This is a genomic window from Nocardia sp. Root136, assembly GCF_001427185.1.
Taxonomy (GTDB): domain Bacteria; phylum Actinomycetota; class Actinomycetes; order Mycobacteriales; family Mycobacteriaceae; genus Nocardia; species Nocardia salmonicida.
In genome coordinates this window covers 182,239-199,085 of sequence record NZ_LMFE01000002.1, presented here as the reverse complement: position 1 = coordinate 199,085, position 16,847 = coordinate 182,239, and the positions used below count along the sequence as shown (strand labels likewise).

At 65.0% G+C, this 16,847-nt stretch carries 16 protein-coding genes; 6 read left to right on the top strand and 10 right to left on the bottom strand.

Annotated elements, in window-relative coordinates; translation table 11 throughout:
- Positions 1 to 212: 212 nt before the first annotated feature.
- Complete coding sequence (locus ASD42_RS14780; protein ID WP_056816717.1) at positions 213 to 1,613, top strand: serine/threonine-protein kinase; 1,401 nt, start codon at positions 213 to 215, stop codon at positions 1,611 to 1,613.
- A gap of 221 nt (positions 1,614 to 1,834) precedes the next feature.
- Positions 1,835 to 3,094 carry a RelA/SpoT domain-containing protein gene (locus ASD42_RS33470; RefSeq protein ID WP_063893642.1) on the top strand — a complete coding sequence of 420 codons (1,260 nt, stop codon included), beginning with the start codon at positions 1,835 to 1,837 and terminating at the stop codon, positions 3,092 to 3,094.
- 52 nt (positions 3,095 to 3,146) lie between these two features.
- Here the strand turns inward: ASD42_RS33470 and ASD42_RS14765 are convergent, their stop codons facing one another.
- From ASD42_RS14765 to ASD42_RS14755, 3 genes are all read right to left on the bottom strand, one after another.
- Positions 3,147 to 4,508 (bottom strand): hypothetical protein, encoded by a 1,362-nt coding sequence (locus ASD42_RS14765; RefSeq protein WP_156677470.1) that lies wholly within the window; start codon positions 4,506 to 4,508, stop codon positions 3,147 to 3,149.
- A 105-nt stretch (positions 4,509 to 4,613) separates the two neighbouring features.
- Complete coding sequence (locus ASD42_RS14760; protein WP_056816705.1) at positions 4,614 to 6,125, bottom strand: hypothetical protein; 1,512 nt, start codon at positions 6,123 to 6,125, stop codon at positions 4,614 to 4,616.
- The gene (locus ASD42_RS14755) at positions 6,122 to 6,337 is read right to left on the bottom strand and encodes a hypothetical protein (RefSeq protein ID WP_056816701.1); all 216 of its coding nucleotides are present in this window, start codon (positions 6,335 to 6,337) and stop codon (positions 6,122 to 6,124) included. Before ASD42_RS14755 ends, ASD42_RS14760 begins: the two co-directional genes overlap by 4 nt.
- Before the next feature lie 150 nt (positions 6,338 to 6,487).
- Between ASD42_RS14755 and ASD42_RS14750 the strand changes: the two genes are divergently transcribed.
- A complete protein-coding gene (locus ASD42_RS14750; RefSeq protein WP_063893641.1) occupies positions 6,488 to 7,159 on the top strand; it encodes a TetR/AcrR family transcriptional regulator in 672 nt (223 codons plus the stop codon).
- A gap of 295 nt (positions 7,160 to 7,454) precedes the next feature.
- Here ASD42_RS14750 and ASD42_RS14740 read toward each other — a convergent pair whose 3' ends face one another.
- Positions 7,455 to 8,873 carry a WGR domain-containing protein gene (locus tag ASD42_RS14740; RefSeq protein WP_056816693.1) on the bottom strand — a complete coding sequence of 473 codons (1,419 nt, stop codon included), beginning with the start codon at positions 8,871 to 8,873 and terminating at the stop codon, positions 7,455 to 7,457.
- 478 nt (positions 8,874 to 9,351) lie between these two features.
- Between ASD42_RS14740 and ASD42_RS35705 the strand changes: the two genes are divergently transcribed.
- The 3 genes from ASD42_RS35705 (at position 9,352) to ASD42_RS14725 (ending at position 11,472) form a co-directional block, all read left to right on the top strand.
- On the top strand, positions 9,352 to 9,981 hold the full coding sequence (locus tag ASD42_RS35705; protein ID WP_327152902.1) for a hypothetical protein: 630 nt from the start codon (positions 9,352 to 9,354) through the stop codon (positions 9,979 to 9,981).
- A gap of 136 nt (positions 9,982 to 10,117) precedes the next feature.
- Positions 10,118 to 10,858 (top strand): glucose 1-dehydrogenase, encoded by a 741-nt coding sequence (locus tag ASD42_RS14730; RefSeq protein WP_056816690.1) that lies wholly within the window; start codon positions 10,118 to 10,120, stop codon positions 10,856 to 10,858.
- 80 nt (positions 10,859 to 10,938) lie between these two features.
- Positions 10,939 to 11,472: a hypothetical protein gene (locus ASD42_RS14725; RefSeq protein ID WP_062991977.1), complete on the top strand. Its 534-nt coding sequence runs from the start codon at positions 10,939 to 10,941 to the stop codon at positions 11,470 to 11,472.
- A gap of 48 nt (positions 11,473 to 11,520) precedes the next feature.
- On the opposite strand, the gene ppnP is transcribed toward ASD42_RS14725, so the two are convergent.
- From ppnP to sucB, 6 genes are read right to left on the bottom strand one after another with little or no spacing between them, the layout of a single operon-like run.
- Complete coding sequence (gene ppnP, locus ASD42_RS14720) at positions 11,521 to 11,832, bottom strand: pyrimidine/purine nucleoside phosphorylase (protein WP_056816685.1); 312 nt, start codon at positions 11,830 to 11,832, stop codon at positions 11,521 to 11,523.
- Between the two features lie 38 nt (positions 11,833 to 11,870).
- A complete protein-coding gene (gene lipA, locus ASD42_RS14715) occupies positions 11,871 to 12,893 on the bottom strand; it encodes a lipoyl synthase (RefSeq protein ID WP_056816683.1) in 1,023 nt (340 codons plus the stop codon).
- The gene (gene lipB, locus ASD42_RS14710; protein WP_056816878.1) at positions 12,890 to 13,639 is read right to left on the bottom strand and encodes a lipoyl(octanoyl) transferase LipB; all 750 of its coding nucleotides are present in this window, start codon (positions 13,637 to 13,639) and stop codon (positions 12,890 to 12,892) included. Before lipB ends, lipA begins: the two co-directional genes overlap by 4 nt.
- A 44-nt stretch (positions 13,640 to 13,683) precedes the next feature.
- Positions 13,684 to 14,187, bottom strand: coding sequence for a GNAT family N-acetyltransferase (locus ASD42_RS14705; protein ID WP_056816681.1), 504 nt, complete (start codon positions 14,185 to 14,187; stop codon positions 13,684 to 13,686).
- Positions 14,188 to 14,195: 8 nt separating this feature from the next.
- On the bottom strand, positions 14,196 to 15,089 hold the full coding sequence (locus ASD42_RS14700; protein WP_056816678.1) for a TIGR01777 family oxidoreductase: 894 nt from the start codon (positions 15,087 to 15,089) through the stop codon (positions 14,196 to 14,198).
- Between the two features lie 12 nt (positions 15,090 to 15,101).
- Positions 15,102 to 16,841 (bottom strand): 2-oxoglutarate dehydrogenase, E2 component, dihydrolipoamide succinyltransferase, encoded by a 1,740-nt coding sequence (gene sucB, locus ASD42_RS14695; protein WP_056816677.1) that lies wholly within the window; start codon positions 16,839 to 16,841, stop codon positions 15,102 to 15,104.
- Positions 16,842 to 16,847 lie beyond the last annotated feature (6 nt).

Genomic DNA, 16,847 nt, shown 5'->3' with positions numbered 1-16,847 from the left:
TATAGGGGTAGTCCAGGGTGTCGCTCGTGCTCCCGGCGAGTTCGATGCGGTGGCTGCCGAGTTGCTGTGGGCGTCGAGCCAGCGGCGTTTTGACTGACGGGCGACACCGTGGCTGTGTACAGGCGGGCAGCTCGGCGCATGAGATGCGAAGATGAACTCGATGCGCTGGCTGCTCGGCCGGCATCGAGGTCGGGCTGACGGGGGGCGTTGCCGTGCAACCGCATGTAGTCGGGGACCGGTATGAGCTCCTCGCGCAGATCGGGTCCGGCGGGATGGGGCTGGTCTACGAAGGATTCGACCGCACCCTCAAACGTCGGATTGCCGTGAAGTTCACGCAACCGAGCCTTAGTGACCCTGGTTGGACCAAGCGCTTCTTCCGGGAGGCCGAGGCGATGGCGCGCTCGAGTCATCCCGGACTGCCGACCATCTACGACGCGGGCGTCGTTCCAGGCAGTCCCGAACGGCCCTATCTGGTGATGGAATTTGTCGAAGGCATCACCTTCGACGCTTTGCTCAGCAACCACGGGTCGCTGCCGTTCGGTGTCGTGGCCGCGCTGGGAGCGCAAACGTCCGCAGTGCTCGCTGCCACTCACCGGCACCGGATCTACCATCGTGATCTGAAGCCGTCGAACCTCATGCTGTGTCCCGACGGGACGGTGAAGGTCCTGGATTTCGGGCTTGCCGTGGTCCTGGACACCGACGTGACCCGCTACACCACCACGGGGACCACGCTCGGCACCCCGGCGTATATGGCGCCCGAGCAGGTCGAGGGCAAAGTTGTTGTCCCACAAACTGATCTGTACTCACTCGGGCTGGTGTTGCACGAACTGCTCACCGGCAAGCGCGTGATGACCGGTGGCACGCCCTTTGTCGTCTGGCAGAACCAAATTCATCGGCCTGCGCCTGAGATTGAGTCTCTCTGCGACGACGTTCCGTCCGATATGGCAGAGCTGCTGATGTGCATGCTCGCCAAGTCTCCCGCTCAACGACCGCCGGACGCGTCGGTGGTACACGGTGGTCTTGTGCGGCACGCTGCCGGACTCGGGTCGCTGCCGGAAGTGAACAGACTGAACGAGCCTGCACTCATGTACGCGATAGCAGTCGGTGCGGCCGAGGGGGATGAACAAGAGTCGACGGCAAAGTCCGGATGGCCGGATCGGCAGGACACATTGGCTACTGTCGCGGAAGGTCATGGCAGGGACGGTCTTCGGCAGGCGATAGAACGTACTCGCGTGCTCACTGGTCCAGACGCGGTCAACGAACTGGCGACGGTGGTTGACGCCGTCGCCCCCGTTCTCGGATCGCAAGACCCCGAGGTTGTCGATGCCCGAACGCGCCTCGCTGACCTCTATTTCGAGACTGGCGACCACGTGGCCGCGGCCGACCTGTACACCACTCTGATTGTTCACCTGACCGATGATCGGGGACCCTATAACGACAGGGTGTTGTACTGCCAGCAGCAACTGGCGCGCTGTGATTCTCGCACCGGTGACGCGCGTGGTGCTGTGCGGCGACTGCAGAAGCTCCACAGCCAGATGGCGATTCGATATGGTGAGCAGGATCGACGCGTAATCGCACTGGCCGCTCAGATCAGAGCGGTCGCGACCGGCTGACCGTTCGCATAGCGTTGCGCCCTGGGACCAGCTGAGGGCTTGGATCCGGTACTCTGCTGTGGAGGTCACTGCTGCGGTTAGAGTGTGTAATCTATTGTCTTGCAAGACCTCTCGGTATCTCATCTTCCGTCGTTGACCAACGGGACCAGGTAGATTGTAGTAGCCTGGTCGGGCGTTCGGCACATATCTGAGTGAGCATCGATGGCTGATTGGTGGTGGGTGTGGCGATAATTGACGAATTCATCGCACGTTATGACCGAGAGTATTTCCTATATGACACAGCTGCGCGTTCTGTGGCCGAACGATTGCGGCGTGATTTACAGGAAGTTGGAGTGCGCTGCATCGTTACTCACCGGGCAAAGGCATCAGATCGTCTTCGTGAAAAATGCGTTCAACGAAATGAATCAAAGAACTACAAAACTGTCGATGAAATTATCGCAGACATCGCTGACCTGGCAGGAGTGCGAGTTGCGGTGTACTTTCCTGCCGAACGGGACCGCGTCGACCGTGTTCTCACCAGGAAGTTCAGCATACTCGAACCGAGGCGAACCTTTCCGCAGGACGAAGGTAAGCGATCAGTTGGACACGATAGCTATCAGGCACGGTTTCCAGGATATTCGGCCACGCATTATCGTGTCAGTCTGGCTCCGGGGGATCTAACGGAAGAGGAATCTCGATGTGTTGGCGTTCGGGTCGAGGTACAGGTCGCGTCGGTTCTCATGCACGCGTGGTCGGAGGTCGAACACGATCTCGCCTACAAGCCGCTCCAAGGCGAACTCTCGGTTGAGGAATATTCACTACTCGATCAGCTTAATGGATTGGTTCATGCAGGTGAAATGGCGTTGGAGCGCATGCAATTTGCTGGGCAACGTCGAACTGACGTTGCCGGACAGAGGTTTGATACGCATTACGATTTGGCAGCGCACCTTCTCGGACATGTGCGTGATGGGGGTCGACGCACGGCGTTGGCGCCGGAGGTCGGTGCTGTCGAGATTTTGCATCGCTTCCTGATACGGCTGGATCTGAATTCGCCGAGCCGCATCGCGCCGTACCTGTCTGGATTGAGTACTGGCCTAGTAAAACAAACCTTGGCAGATCAAGTGCTGGAATCCCTGGTGAACGAGGATGCTTCGCGCATTCGCATCCTGCGTTCGGCACAGGCTGGCTCTGGATCTAATTCGGAACCCGAGGCTATTGGGGATCTATTCTTCCGATTCATTGTCGAGTGGAATGATCTCGAGAACAGACTCCGCAATCTGGCGCCAGATTTGGATGGTTCGTCAGTGCTTCAGGTCCTCGCCCGCAGTCTTATTGACAGGGGAGTTATCGGCGAGCTGCTGTATAGCAAGATCATGGAATTGAGAGAACGTCGAAACCGGTACGTGCATCTGGCCGTCCTGCCTGTGGAGTCTGACCTTCGTTCGGACCTTCAGAAATTGGAAGATGTAATTGAAGCGCTCCCCGAGGACCAGGAATGCTAGTGCTGTGAAACTTGGTGCGTTTTAAAGCTTGGACGCCGCCCGGCAAGCGGCTCTACGTCAACAAGAAGGCTAAAAAGGGAAAGATTCCGGCGGTGAAGATCGCGGCGACAAGAGAAACCATCTTTCCCCTTGCGAGGCGGTGGAATCGGGTTGCTGCCCAGCAGTAGAGCCCGACCGAGATGAAGGCCGTGCCCCAGTAAATGAGGGCACGGCTGCTTGGCTTTCCCAGCGGGACCAGGGTGCCGTCATCGAACATCAACGCCAGAAAAATGATGGTAAGTCCTGCTGCGAGACCCATGCCGAAGATGGCCGCTCCTGCTGAGCTGTTCATCCGGATCGGAGGCAACTTCGAAGGAGAGATGTTCTGTGGGTCGGTGTGGTGGCTGCTGCTGGCGTCGCAGAGCATGTCGAAAACGGTGCCGGGGTTGACTCGCTGACGTACTTCGGCGTTCACCTGGATCAAGGCGTGGATTGATTGGGCGGTTGCGTAGGACGTGATGATGCCGCCACGTGAGGTCTTGAATCCGCCGTGGTCGCGGTGGGTCGGCGAAAGTTGCTGGTAATCCAGCAGTTCGGTGAAGCCGCTGCGGAATGCCGGGTGGAAGATCAACTGCTTTCGTGAAGTCGACAGCGCCATGATCGATTGTGGAAGTGTTGCGTGATACCACGTCTGGGTGACGTTGCCGCGACGGATCGGCTCTTCTTCGAGGGTGCCTGGGGCGGATTCCAAATAGTGCAGTACATGGTCGACCGCCCGCGCATGCGCTCGTGCGATGCGGGGATTGCCCATTTCCGCGAGTGGCCCGGTACCGAGAAGGCACGCAATTTTTGCGGTCGCGAAGTTGGTGGTCGCTTGCGGATCGTCATGTAGGAGCGCGTTGATGAGGTAGTCGCAGCCGCGGCGGATTGCGATGGTTGCTTCGGCGTCAGTGTCCGGGAGTTCCAGCAGTGCTCGGATCGCTGCCGTAGTAGACGTGACCGAAACGGGGGCAAGCCCGTCGGACATGGTCCAACCGCCCGAATGCGGGTCCTGTGCGGTGAGGAGGGCTTGGCGATAGGGGTGCACGTCGGGGAAGACTCCACCCGCGCTCAGCGCGACGAGTGCGCGCAAGCGCCAGGCCGCGTCGACAGGCGAGTCGAACGTCCACTCGCCCTGGGTGGCGTGGGTGACGGTGCCCAGGCGTAGCAGGGACGTCACGCTGGACGGCTCCGGCACGTCATAGGCCGGGGCTAGGAGATGGACCGGTGTGTGTGCTCGCGCGGCAGTCAACGCGCAGACGGCTTCGGCTGTGTCCTGGGGGTTGGGGGACACATCGGGCGACCAACCCCACCCTGCGTGCGCATCGTCGACGCGGACAAGGTTGGCGTGCAACCAGCCTGCTGCTAGCACAATCCTGTCGTCGACTGTAGACATCCGGCCCCCTGCTTCGCTGCGGAACATGCTGTCCCGCAATGTATGCCCCGAACGAGCGTCCGTCACGACTATACGTTGTGAGGATGGTGGCGGGTCCCTGGACGATCAGGTGGCAGTCAGGGTGTCCGCGAGTTCTGGTTGACCGCATCGAGTCGCCTGCGCGGCGAGCAGGCCGCGGAGTTGTTCGGGGATTTCTGTGCGGATGTCGGACAAGCCTTGCCAGATGGCGGGATCTCGCGTGGTGATGGCGTCGATAAGGGTTCCCAGGTTGTCGGCTTTGTTGATGAGGGTCAGAGAGCGGGATCGAGCGGAGAAGTCTTGGCGGAGAAGGATTTGTACCAGGGTTGCGCTGCAATCGGCTACGGGGGCGGCTTGGACTGCGGCTAGGAATTCGTTGTCGGTGAGGGCGTTTATGGTGGTGGCGAGGGTGCCGTGGGTGGTGGTGGGGAGGTCGTTGAGGAGGGGGAGGGCTTCGGGCCAGAGGTTGTGGGTGGCGGTGGCTTCGATGGCGGCGGTGAGGTAGGCGGGGCGGTGCATTACCGGGAGTGCGGCTAGGCGTTCGCGGTCTGGGGTGGAGAGGGCGAGGGCCACGGGGAGGAGGGTGGGCCAGTGGCTTTCGGTGTGGGCTTGTTCTATGAGGGTGGTGAGGGAGTCGTCGGGTTCTGTGGCTACTCGGGCGGCGACGGTGTGGAGTTGGGTGGGGGAGAGGTGGGTGGCTAGGGGGAGTAGGGAGAGCCAGAGGTTTTGGGTTAGGGCTAGGTCGGCGATTTTGGTGAGGAGGGTGGGGTTTTGCATGGCTGGGCGTTGGGCCAGGCGTTGTAGGGGTTGGGGGGCCATGCCTGCTGCTACGGGGAGGAGGGTGTCCCAGGCGTCTACTTCTTCTACTGCGGCGAGTAGGCCGTCGATGACTTCGTCGTCTTGGGCGGCTACGACGTTGGCCAGTTTGGAGCGTTCGGTGGGGCCGAGGAGGGCTAGCAGGGTGATTGCTTTGGGCCATTCGTCGGCGTCGTGGGTTGCGCGGATGACGCCGGGGACTCGGTCAGTGACGATGGTGAGGAGGCGGTCGGCTGCTGAGGTTTCCTCGAGGTAGTAGCCGACCTGGAGGATGTCTAGGTCGGAGGCGTGGGGGAGGGCTGCGCGGAGGACCGAGTCGGGGACCGAGCCTGCGAGGTTGCCCATTGTCAGATAGTCGCCGCGGCTGATCAATTCGCTGGCGACGGCTGCTGCCATCGGGCCGGGGACCTGGGCAATCAGTTCGACTGCTCGGCGGGGGTCGAGGGTGAGGGTGCCGTCGGCTAGGAAACTGGGGGAGAGGGCGCTGGCGATGGCTACGGCGCGGGCTGGGTCGACGGAGCCGGCGAGCGCGGCGGCAAGGACGGGGCCGAAGGCGGCTTCGGTGATCTTGGCGGCGATGGGGGCGGGGACCAGTTTGGCGGCGGCGCCGACTCGCTGCATGCGGCGGGCTTCGCGACGGGCGGTGAGATCGGTGATCTGGTCGCGGAATTCGCGGAGGGCCGTGGGTGGGAGGGTGGCGAGGAAGGCCAGGTCGGCGGGGTCGCGGTTGAGGACGCGGGCCAGTTTGGTGAGTTCGACGGTGGTGTGGTGGGTCGCGGTCACAGTCCGAGCACCTTCTTCACGGCGGGGCGGGCCAGGCGGGGGATGAGGCGCATGCCGGAGTCGAGGGCGTCGTCTAGGGCGGCCTTGCGGTGGTCGAGGGCGGCGCGGACGTAGTTGTCGAGGAGTGCCAGCTCGTCGGGGGTGAGGGTGGCGAAGTCGGGTGGTGGTGGGGCGCCGAGTGTTGTGGTGAGTTGGCGCAGGGCATCCGACACGGACCGTCTCCTTCGATACGTTGTCCGGAAGTTCGTACTGCCGGTACGAGCAACGATACTGCCGGTACGCGATGCCTTCTGTAAAGAGCCTTTGGGACGTGCTTTGTGGAAAAATCTGACAGTACTGCTGGTACGTGTATCGTGCCTTACGTGACCCGCGCCAACCGACGACCTCCGCCGGTGAGCCGGGATGTGATCGTCGAGGCAGCGATTCGGGTGCTCGATCGGGACGGGCCTTATCCGAGTATGGATGCTTTCGCGGTCGAGGCTGGGATCACGAAGCCGCGGCTGTATCGGCAGTTCACCGACAAGGGTGACCTCTACGCAGCCATCGGTACACGATTCGCCGACTCGGCGTTCGCCGCGACAGGAACCGACCTGACCCTGCTGTTGCAGCCGCCCAGCGCCGCCATCGATCGTGCGCTCACCGACTATGCCGTCGGAATTCTTGCCCACCCCAACGTTTTCCGGTTCCTGACGCAGACGAGCGCCAATCGGGAGGGGGTGACGGGTCAGTACGACCTCGCCGGCGCGGTGGCGGGTCGCTTCGCGGAAAGGGCTCGGGCGGTGGCGGATTCGATTCCCCTGGATGCCGAGGGGATCGAATATCTGGCGCGGGCGATCGTCGGTGTGATGATCGTGCTGACCGACCTGTGGTTGAGTGACACGGAGCCGGATTCCGGTGAATTCGTGAGTAGGGTGCATGAATTGGTGTGGGGGATGATCGATGCGTTTCTGCGCGGGCGGGGGATCGCGGCGGATCCAAAGGTGCCGATCTTTGTCACCTTGGCGGCGTTGAACCCGGATACGGGCGAAATCTGAGGAATCGGCGACCAAAGCTGAGCTGTATCGGACCCTGTCAGGGGACGCAGCCCGCCGCAGCCAACATCTCATGGATTGCGGTTTCATCCGAAACGGATCGACCACGACTCGGGCTCGACTATCGGGTGGACTGCCGCGGGTGAGGTTCGCTGGCGAAACTCACCCGCGCCAGACTTCGAGCGCAGGACGGTCATCCTGTCAGTCGTGAGGTCGGTATCGGAGTGCGAATGTTGCGTGGGCTTGCTGTTCCTGAAATAGGCCAGCTCGAGCATGTTTCCGTGGTCAGTTCACCGACTCAACCCAGGCGGCGGATGTCGCCGCGGACTCGGTAGAAGCCGCCGCGGGCGGATTCGGAGACGGCGTCGACGACATAGCGGGCGCCGGCGAGGCGGATGTCGCGGGGGAATTGGACGTTCCAGCCGGGGTCGTAGCCGGGGGAGATGACGTGGACGCGGAGGGAGTCGCCGTGTTGGAGGCATTCGACGATGACGCCGGTGCCGACGTCGGTGGTGAGTTCGAGGGTGGTGCTGGGGGCTACGGCGGAGAATTCGGGGGCTTTCACCGAGCGGGTGGTGGGGAGGACGCCCTGGTCGGCGTCGCGGATGGCGGATTCGCTGACGTCCAGGCAGGCCAGGGCGCCGGAGGTGGTGACCAGGTAGAGCTTTTCGTCGTGGTACTGCATGGAGTAGGCGGAGCCGCAGCCGGTGGCGAGTTTCCACAGGCGGGTGCCGGTGGCGTCGAAGCAGTAGACCGAGGAGTGGGAGTCGCCTGCGAAGACGTAGCGGCCGTCGGGGGAGGCGGCGCAGGAGAAGACGGCGGCGTCGCACTGGTAGGTGCGGGTGGCGGTGCCCTGCTTGGTGATTTCCTCGACCTGGTTGTGGGAGGTGCCCGCGTAGACGGTGTCGGATTCCTGCCAGCCGAACAGGACCGCGCCGCGGGTGGACGAATTCCACTGGGAGCGACCGGTTTCCAGGTGGTACTTGGTGACGCCGGCGCTGTGGCCGTGGTAGACGCCGGTGGGGTCGACGCGGACCATCCAGCCGGAGTTGCCCTTGCTGCGCGCGGACCAGAGGGATTCCTCTTCGTGGTCGATGACGGTCAGGCCGCCCGCGGAGTCGGAGGCGGCGAGGATGCCGTCGTGGATGTCGAGCCAGTAGACATCGTCGGCGGAGACGTCGTAGGCGGCGCGGGGGACTTTGCCGGACAGGTCGTAGACGCGGCCGTCGTCGCAGCCCGCGTAGATCCAGAAGTCGTCGGCGACGATGCATTTGACCGCGTCGGGAAGTCTGTAGCTGTTGGTGACGACGCCGGCGGGGGAGAGTGTGAAGACCTCGCCGTCCTCGTTGCCGACCCAGCAGCGCTGCTCGTCGACGAAGATGCCGAAGGCGGCGGCGCCGGAGTCGAAACGCCACAGCACGGGGGCCGACTTGGCGGTGGAGCGCTGGCTGGTGATGCTGCGGCGGGTGACGGTGCGGCGTTCGCGCGCGCCCATGACTGCGGGGGCGTAGCCCTTGCGCACCTTTTCGCCGATCTTCTTCTGCGCGGCCGACTTCGCCTTGTCCTCGGTGGCGAAGGAGCTCGCTTTGGACGTTCCCTGCTCGCCGATGCGGCCGTAGCGGATATTGACGTTCGTTCCGGTGACGACTACCTCGTAGAACTTGTGCGAGGAGCCCGCGTCGTCGGACAGTTCGAGATAGGTGGTTTCGGCGGTCATGCGTCCTCGCTGAGCTCGTGGAGATCGAATGCACGAAAAGTAGCAAGGGGCACCGACATTGGCGCGGCGCTCGTCAGCGGTGGGAAATCCGGCCGACGGAGGGTAGGCGAATGCGGACCGACCGCACTGGACCGCCTGCGCGGTGAACAAGGTGATCGGGCGCGTCGGCAGCTCGACACCGACTGCGCACAAGCCGCTCAGATAGTGGGATCGCAGCGAGGAGCGATGGGTTCGTGCGAGGCGCGGGATCCCGATCCTTGTTATGTCGACGGGGCGAACCAGTGACGTGAGCGACAGCTGACGTGCCAGGCGTCGCGACAGGCCGTCTTGATAACGACACGCGGCGAAAGGATTGCGAGATCGCTTCGGGTGATAGATGCTGGTCCGACTGTGTAGTGTGCGTCTGGGCGTGACATTTCCGCGACCGTTTCGTAATCTTACAGTGACCTGTTCTCGACAACGACTGGTGATCTACATCGTGACTGCTTCGCATCGCAAACCGTCGGCTCCCAAGAGCCGCATGCCGCTGGCCGTATGCAGTCTCGCGGCAACCATTCCCGGCATGTTGATGATGGTGATGCGGCCGGGTGCGGGGGAGGTCGAGGCAGTGGCTTCGGTCGAACCGCTGTCGACTTCGGCCATCGAACTCGACCCGATCGCCGCCGCGCCGATGCACGATGAGCCGCAGCCAGGGCCGATTGTCAGGGCCGATGACGAGCTGGCCGCCTTGTCGGCGCTGAAGGTCAAGGTTCTGTGCGGGACGGAGTTCAACGGGACGTTGCCGCATGTGGCTCAGGTCGGCAATCTGCTGCAGAAGATGTTCGGGGTCGCCGACATCGGTGGTGCGCACGGTCGCTACGACGGTGACCACGGCGCGGGGCAAGCGCTCGACGTCATGACATCGAACGCCGCGTTGGGCAATACGATCGCCGATTTCGTCCTGGCCAACAAGGCGCGCTTCGGTGTCACCTATGTGATCTGGCAGCAGCGCTACAACGACGGGAACGGCTGGTCCTACATGGAGGATCGCGGCAGCCCGACGCAGAATCACTATGACCACGTGCATATTTCGTTCAAGTCGTCGGGCGCGGCCAACATCGCCTGCTGATTTCAGCTCGCGGTCGGCCTGGGAGCGAGCCGCCGCCCGCTGAGCAAAAGTGGAACGTGTTCTAGCAATACTGCCCATTCGAGCGAGCCTCCTCATACGGTGTGAGGGATTCGATTCGACGAAGGAGTATGCGGACATGGGACGGTTGGCCGGCAAGGTTGCGGTGATCAGTGGTGGGGCTCGGGGGATGGGGGCGGCGCATGCTCGGCGGTTTGTCGCCGAGGGGGCGTCCGTGGTGATCGGGGACGTTCTCGATGACGAAGGCGCCGCGGTGGCAAAGGAACTCGGGGATGCGGTGGTGTATCGGCATCTCGATGTTCGTGAGCCGGAGCAGTGGGCGGGGGCTGTGGCGGCGGCGGTCGAGGAGTTCGGTGGGCTGCATGTGCTGGTGAACAACGCGGGGATCGTCAATGGGAATCTGTTGGTGGACTTCGCGTTGGACGAGTGGCAGCGGATTATCGATATCAATCTGACCGGGACGTTTCTCGGGATGCAGGCGGCTGTTCCGGCGATGAAAGCCGCTGGTGGCGGGTCGATTGTGAACATCTCCTCGGTGGAGGGGATGCGGGGTAGTCCGGGTCTGCACGGATACACGGCGACGAAATTCGCGGTGCGTGGGCTCACCAAGTCGGCGGCACTCGAGCTCGCGCCGCAGGGGATTCGGGTGAATTCGGTGCATCCGGGGCTTATTTCCACGCCGATGACCGAGGGGATTCCCGCGGACTTCCTGCAGATTCCGCTCGCGCGGGCGGCCGAGCCGGATGAGGTGTCGGCGCTGGTGGCGTATCTGGCGTCCGACGAGTCCTCGTATTCGACCGGCGCGGAGTTCGTTGTGGACGGTGGTCTTACCGTTGGTGTACCGCACAAAAGCTTCTGACCTGGCATGTAGCGCGTTTTGGGCGATCGACTCACCCGAACGGGTGATCTCGGCGCGCGAAAGCGAGGAAGATGGGTGGTATGGCCCCCAACAGTGCGAAATATCTGATCAGCAACGGCACCGACGACCGGGTGTCGCTTTTCGATGACGGGCGCGTGAAGGTTTGGTCGACCACCCACCTGTGGACCGAAGAAGGTCGCGAGCGGCACAACGCTCTCGGCGAGACTGTGCTGCTCGGAATCGGGCGCACGCTCGGTGAGCCCGGTCCCGTGGATCGGCGTCAGCAGTGTGATGCGGAGTTCGAGCTCGACCCGGAGAAGGGCCACACGGTGGCTGCCACCGTCGGCGCGGACAACGGGACCTTCGTGCAGTTCTTCCATGACGGCAAGATCGCTGTCGGCAACGACGGACGCGATGTGGCGACGGTGTTCAACGCCGGCCGGGAAACGACGTCGGCTCGCGGAACGACCGGTGTCGGCGGGTCGGTGATGGTCACCTTCGGTGGCAGTTACCGACCGAGGACCAAGCGCGAGAGTGACTTTCAGGTGGAATTGAGCGAGGCTACCGCCCCGCGGCCCAACCGGCTGTACAAGGACGAGTTCCTTGTGAAGTAGATCCGGCGATCCGGGGCGACCGAGATGGTCGCCCCGGCTCCGGGTCTGTCAGCCGTAGTAGCAGACGTAGTGCATGGTGTCGACGACCTCGATGTCGAACGAGCTGTCGCCGGGGACCTTGAACGACTCGCCCGCACGGTAGGTGATGGCCTCGGTCGTACCGGCCAACGTCACGTTGGCCTCACCCGCGACCAGCTCCATGATCTCCGGAGCGTTGGTGGAGAAGGTGAGCGACGACGGCTGGATCACGCCGACCGACACCGAGGCGCCATCGGGCAACTCGAGGCTGTAGCTGACGCACTTGCCGTCGAAGTAGACGTTGGCCTTCTTGCTGACGGAGACGTTCTCGAACTTCGACATGGGTCCTTCCGAGGGGGTGAGGGGACCCTTAGTCTAAGTCAGCTGCCGAAGCGGGCCAGGACCGAGCTGGCTTCCTGGGAGGCGGTGCCTTCCTTGGCGAGGTGGGCCATGGCTTCGGGGATCTCGCGGCCGTGGTGGGTCATCGCCTGGGCGTAGAGGCGGCCCGCCCGGTAGGAGGAGCGGACCAGGGGGCCTGCCATGACGCCCGCGAAGCCGAGTTCTTCGGCGACCCGGGAATGCTCGACGAATTCCTCCGGCTTCACCCAGCGGTCGACCGGGTGGTGGCGCGGGCTGGGGCGCAGGTACTGGGTGATGGTGAGGATGTCGCAGCCGGCTTCGTGGAGGTCGCGCATCGCCTCGGTGACCTCGTCGGGGGTTTCGCCCATACCGAGGATGAGGTTGGACTTGGTGACCAGACCTGCCTCGCGGGCGGCGGTGAGCACGGCGAGGGAGCGCTCGTAGCGGAAGGCGGGGCGGATGCGCTTGAAGATGCGCGGCACCGTTTCCAGGTTGTGCGCGAGGACCTCGGGGCGCGACGAGAAGACCTCGGCGAGCTGGGCGGGGTCGGCGTTGAAGTCGGGGATGAGCAGTTCGACGCCGGTGGCGGGGTTGCTCGCCTTGATGGCGCGCACGGTCTCGGCGTAGAGCCAGGCGCCGCCGTCGTCGAGGTCGTCGCGGGCGACGCCGGTGATGGTGGAGTAGCGCAGGCCCATCGACTGGACGCTCTCGGCGACGCGGCGGGGCTCGTCGCGGTCGAGGGCGGCGGGCTTGCCGGTGTCGATCTGGCAGAAATCGCAGCGGCGGGTGCACTGTTCACCGCCGATGAGGAAGGTGGCTTCGCGGTCTTCCCAGCACTCGAAGATGTTGGGGCAGCCAGCTTCTTCGCAGACCGTGTGCAAGCCCTCGGATTTGACCAGGCTCTTGAGCTCGGTGTATTCGGGGCCCATGGTGGCGCGGGTGCGAATCCACTTGGGTTTGCGCTCGATCGGGGTCTCCGCATTGCGCGCTTCGATGCGCAGCAGCTTGCGTCCGGCGGGGGCAGAGGCGTCTACGGAACTCACCGGACCGACTCTACGCTCGGGGCCTGCGCCTTCGCCGGTGCGGTGGTGCGATCAATGTCATGCGGCGAGACGGGAATTTCGCCGTCGAGCGCGGCAACAATCGCGGCGGCGACGAGAGGCTTGAGCTCGGCGACGGTGACTTCGCGGCCGAGTTCGCGGGTCAGGGTGGTGACGCCGGCGTCCTTGATGCCGCAGGGCACTATCGCCTGGAAGCCGTCGAGGGCGGAATTGCAGTTCAGGGAGATGCCGTGCAGGGCGACACCGCGCTGCACGCGCACCCCGATCGCGGCGATCTTGCGCTCGGCGAGCAGTTCGGTGGCGGGCAGCCACACGCCGGAGCGGCCGTCGATGCGGCCGCAGGTGATCCCCAGCCCGGTGACGACCTGGATCAGTGCCTCTTCCAGGCGCCGGACGTAGTGGACGACGTCGACGGGCTCGGCGAGGCGGATGATCGGGTAGCCGACCAGCTGGCCGGGGCCGTGCCAGGTGATCTTGCCGCCGCGGTCGACCTGCACCACCGGGCTGCCGTCGATCGGCAGATCCTCGGCCTCGGTGCGGCGGCCCGCGGTGTAGACCGACGGGTGCTCGAGCACGAACAGCCGATCGGCTCCTTCGCCTGCGGCGCGCTGATCGGCGGTCTGCCGTTGCAGCTCCCAGGCGGCGTGATAGTCGATGAGTCCGAGATCCTCGACCACGATCGGGGTCGAATCGAATCGAGCGGACGCGGTGGGGCGCGTGTCGTTCACCGTTCTGACGTTACGCCGGAGGACCGAGGAGGCCAAAGAGGGTGTCAGGGTTCGATCGGGAAGTTGCGCTGCATCAGGGTCAGGTCCATCCAGCGGCCGAATTTGTGGCCTACCTCGGGGAGTTCGCCGACGGTGTGGAAGCCGAAGCGTTCGTGTAGGACGATCGACGCGCTGTTGCCGGTTTCGATAGCGGCGATCATGGCGTGGACGCGGCCGGAATCTGTTGCGCGTGCGATCAATTCGGTGAGCAGGGTGGTGGCTACGCCGCGGCGCTGGAACTGGTTGTCCACGTAGACGGAGTTCTCGACGGTGAAGCGGTAGCCGGATTTGGGGCGCCACTGGCCGTAGGAGGCGTAGCCGGCGACCTCGCCGTCGATCTCGGCGACGAGGATCGGCATGGCGGCGGCGGTGCGGGTGGCGAACCAGGTGAGGCGGTCGTCCAGGTCGACTTCGTCGGTGTCCCAGATCGCGGTCGACTCGGCGATGTTGGTGTTGTGGATGGCCAGCACGGCGGGGAGATCGGCCTTGTCGGCGTCGCGGATCAGCATCGATGGGCTCACTGTCTGCCGACGGCGGCGGACAGGGCGGCGCCGAGGGTCGGGTGCTGGTAGGTGTACCCGGCCTCCTCCAGCACCGCGGGGATGGCGCGTGGGCCGTGCAGGATCGAGTCGGCCAGCTCGCCGACCAGGGCTTGCACGGCGAAACCGGGGACGATGAACGGGGTCGGCCGGTGCAGTGCGCGGCCGAGGGCGCGGTTGAATTCCGCGTTGGTGACGGGGGCGGGGCCCGTGGCGTTGATCGGGCCGGAGATCTCGGGGTGGGTGAGCGCGAAGACGATGGCGCCGACCTCGTCGTCGAGGGAGATCCACGGGAAGTATTGGCGCCCGCTGCCGAGTCGTCCGCCCAGGCCGACGAAGTACAGCGGTTGCAGCTTGCTGAGCAGGCCGCCGTTGCGGGCGAGCACCACGGCGCTGCGGATCAGCACGGTGCGCACACCCGCTTCGGCTGCCGGTTCGGTGGCGGCTTCCCAGTCCCGGCACAGCACGGCCAGGAAATCTGTTCCGGCGGGTGATGTCTCGTCGACGACGGCGTCACCGGTCTCGCTGCCGTAGTAGTGCGCGCCGCTGGCGTTGATCAATGTCGGCACGCCGGCGGCGGCGACCGCGGTGGCCAGCACGTCGGTGGGGGTGATGCGGCTGTCACGAAGCAACTGCTTGTAGGTGCCGTTCCAGCGGCGATCACCGATGCCAACACCACACAGGTTCACGACCGCGTCGGCCCCGCGCAACGCCCGCTCGTCGAGCTGGGCGCGCGCGGGATCCCACGCGAATTCGTCCGGTGCGGCCGCAGTGCGGCGCACCAAGCGGGAGACCTGGTGCCCGTCGCGGCGTAGTGCCGCGACGAGCGCCGTCCCGATCAGGCCGGAGGAACCGGCGATGACCACCTTCATCGAATTCCTCGGCTACAGGCCGAGATCGGCCTCGAACGCCGAATCTTCCAAGCGGTGCTTGATGGTGGAGACGAACCGGCCCGCGTCGGCACCGTCGATGAGACGGTGATCGTAGGTGAGCGGCAGGTACACCATCGAGCGCACGCCGATGGACTCGCCACCGGCCTCGTCGGTCACCACTACCGGACGCTTCACGATCGCGCCGGTGCCGAGCATGCCCGCCTGCGGCGGAACCAGGATCGGGGTGTCGAAGAGCGCGCCCTCGCTACCGATATTGGTGATGGTGAAGGTGCCACCGGACAGCTCGTCGGGCTTGAGCCCACCGGTGCGCGCGCGGTTGGCGATGTCGGCGATCGCGCGGGCCAGACCGGCCAGCGACAGGTCGCTGGCGTTGTGGATGACCGGCGAGAGCAGACCCTGCTCGGTGTCGACCGCGATCCCCAGGTGCACCGACGCGTGGTAGGTGATTTCCTTGGTGTCCTCGTTGTAGGACGCGTTCACGTTCGGGTGCACACCGAGCGCCTCGACGACGGCCTTCGCGAAGAACGGCAGGTACGTCAGGTTGACGCCCTCCCGTGCCTTGAACGAAGCCTTCGCGAGCTGACGCAGATGCGCGATCTTGGTGACGTCGGCCTCGTGGACCTGGGTCAGCTGCGCGGTGCTCTGCAGCGATTCGCGCGTCTTGGTCGCGGTGATCTGACGGATCCGGCTCGCCTTCTGCGTGGTGCCGACGAGGGCAGCCAGCTTCGGGGCGGCGGACTGCTTGGCCGGGGCCGCGGGTGCCGCGGGGGCAGCGGCCGGAGCCGGTGCCTCGGCGGGCGCCTTCTTGGCCTCGGCGGCGGCGAGTACATCCTGCTTGCGGATGCGGCCGCCGACACCGGAACCGGTGATGCTCGACAGGTCGACGTTGTTCTCGTCGGCCAGCTTGCGGACCAGCGGCGTCACGTACGGGGTGCTGCCGTTGGCCGAAGCCGGGGCAGGAGCGGACGCGGGCTTGGCAGCCGGAGCCGCAGCGGGCTTGGGAGCCGGTGCAGGCTTCGGCGCCGGCGCCGCGGCGGCGGGCTCGGGAGCCGGTGCCGCCTTGGGCTCGGGAGCCGGTTCGGGCTCGGGAGCGGGAGCGGGCTCGGGGGCAGGAGCTGCGGCCGCGGGCTGACCGCTACCGATCACACCCAACTGGCCACCCACATCGACGACGTCGTCCTCCTGCGCCGTGATCTCGAGCAGCGTGCCCGCGACCGGCGAAGGGATCTCGGTGTCGACCTTGTCGGTGGACACCTCGAGCAGCGGCTCGTCGACGGCGACGGTGTCACCCACGGCCTTGAGCCAGCGGGTCACGGTGCCCTCGGTGACCGACTCGCCCAGTTCGGGCATCTTCACGGGCGTACCGGATCCGGCGGACGCGGCAGGCGCGGCAGCCGGGGCCGGAGCCTCGGCGGCGGGGGCCTGCGCGGCGGGCGCGGGCTCGGGGGCGGCGGGCGCGGAAGCAGGCGCAGGAGCGGTGGCGGGGGTTTCGCCGGCATCGCTGATCACGCCGAGTTCACCGCCGACCTCGACGATGTCGTCTTCCTGGGCGACGATCTTGGAGAGCACGCCCGCGGTCGGCGAAGGGATCTCGGTGTCGACCTTGTCGGTGGAGACTTCGAGCAGCGGTTCGTCGACCTCGACCGTGTCTCCTTCCTGCTTCAGCCACCTGGTCACCGTGCCCTCGGTGACGCTCTCACCAAGGGCTGGCATCTGGACGGAGAAGGCCATGTCCTC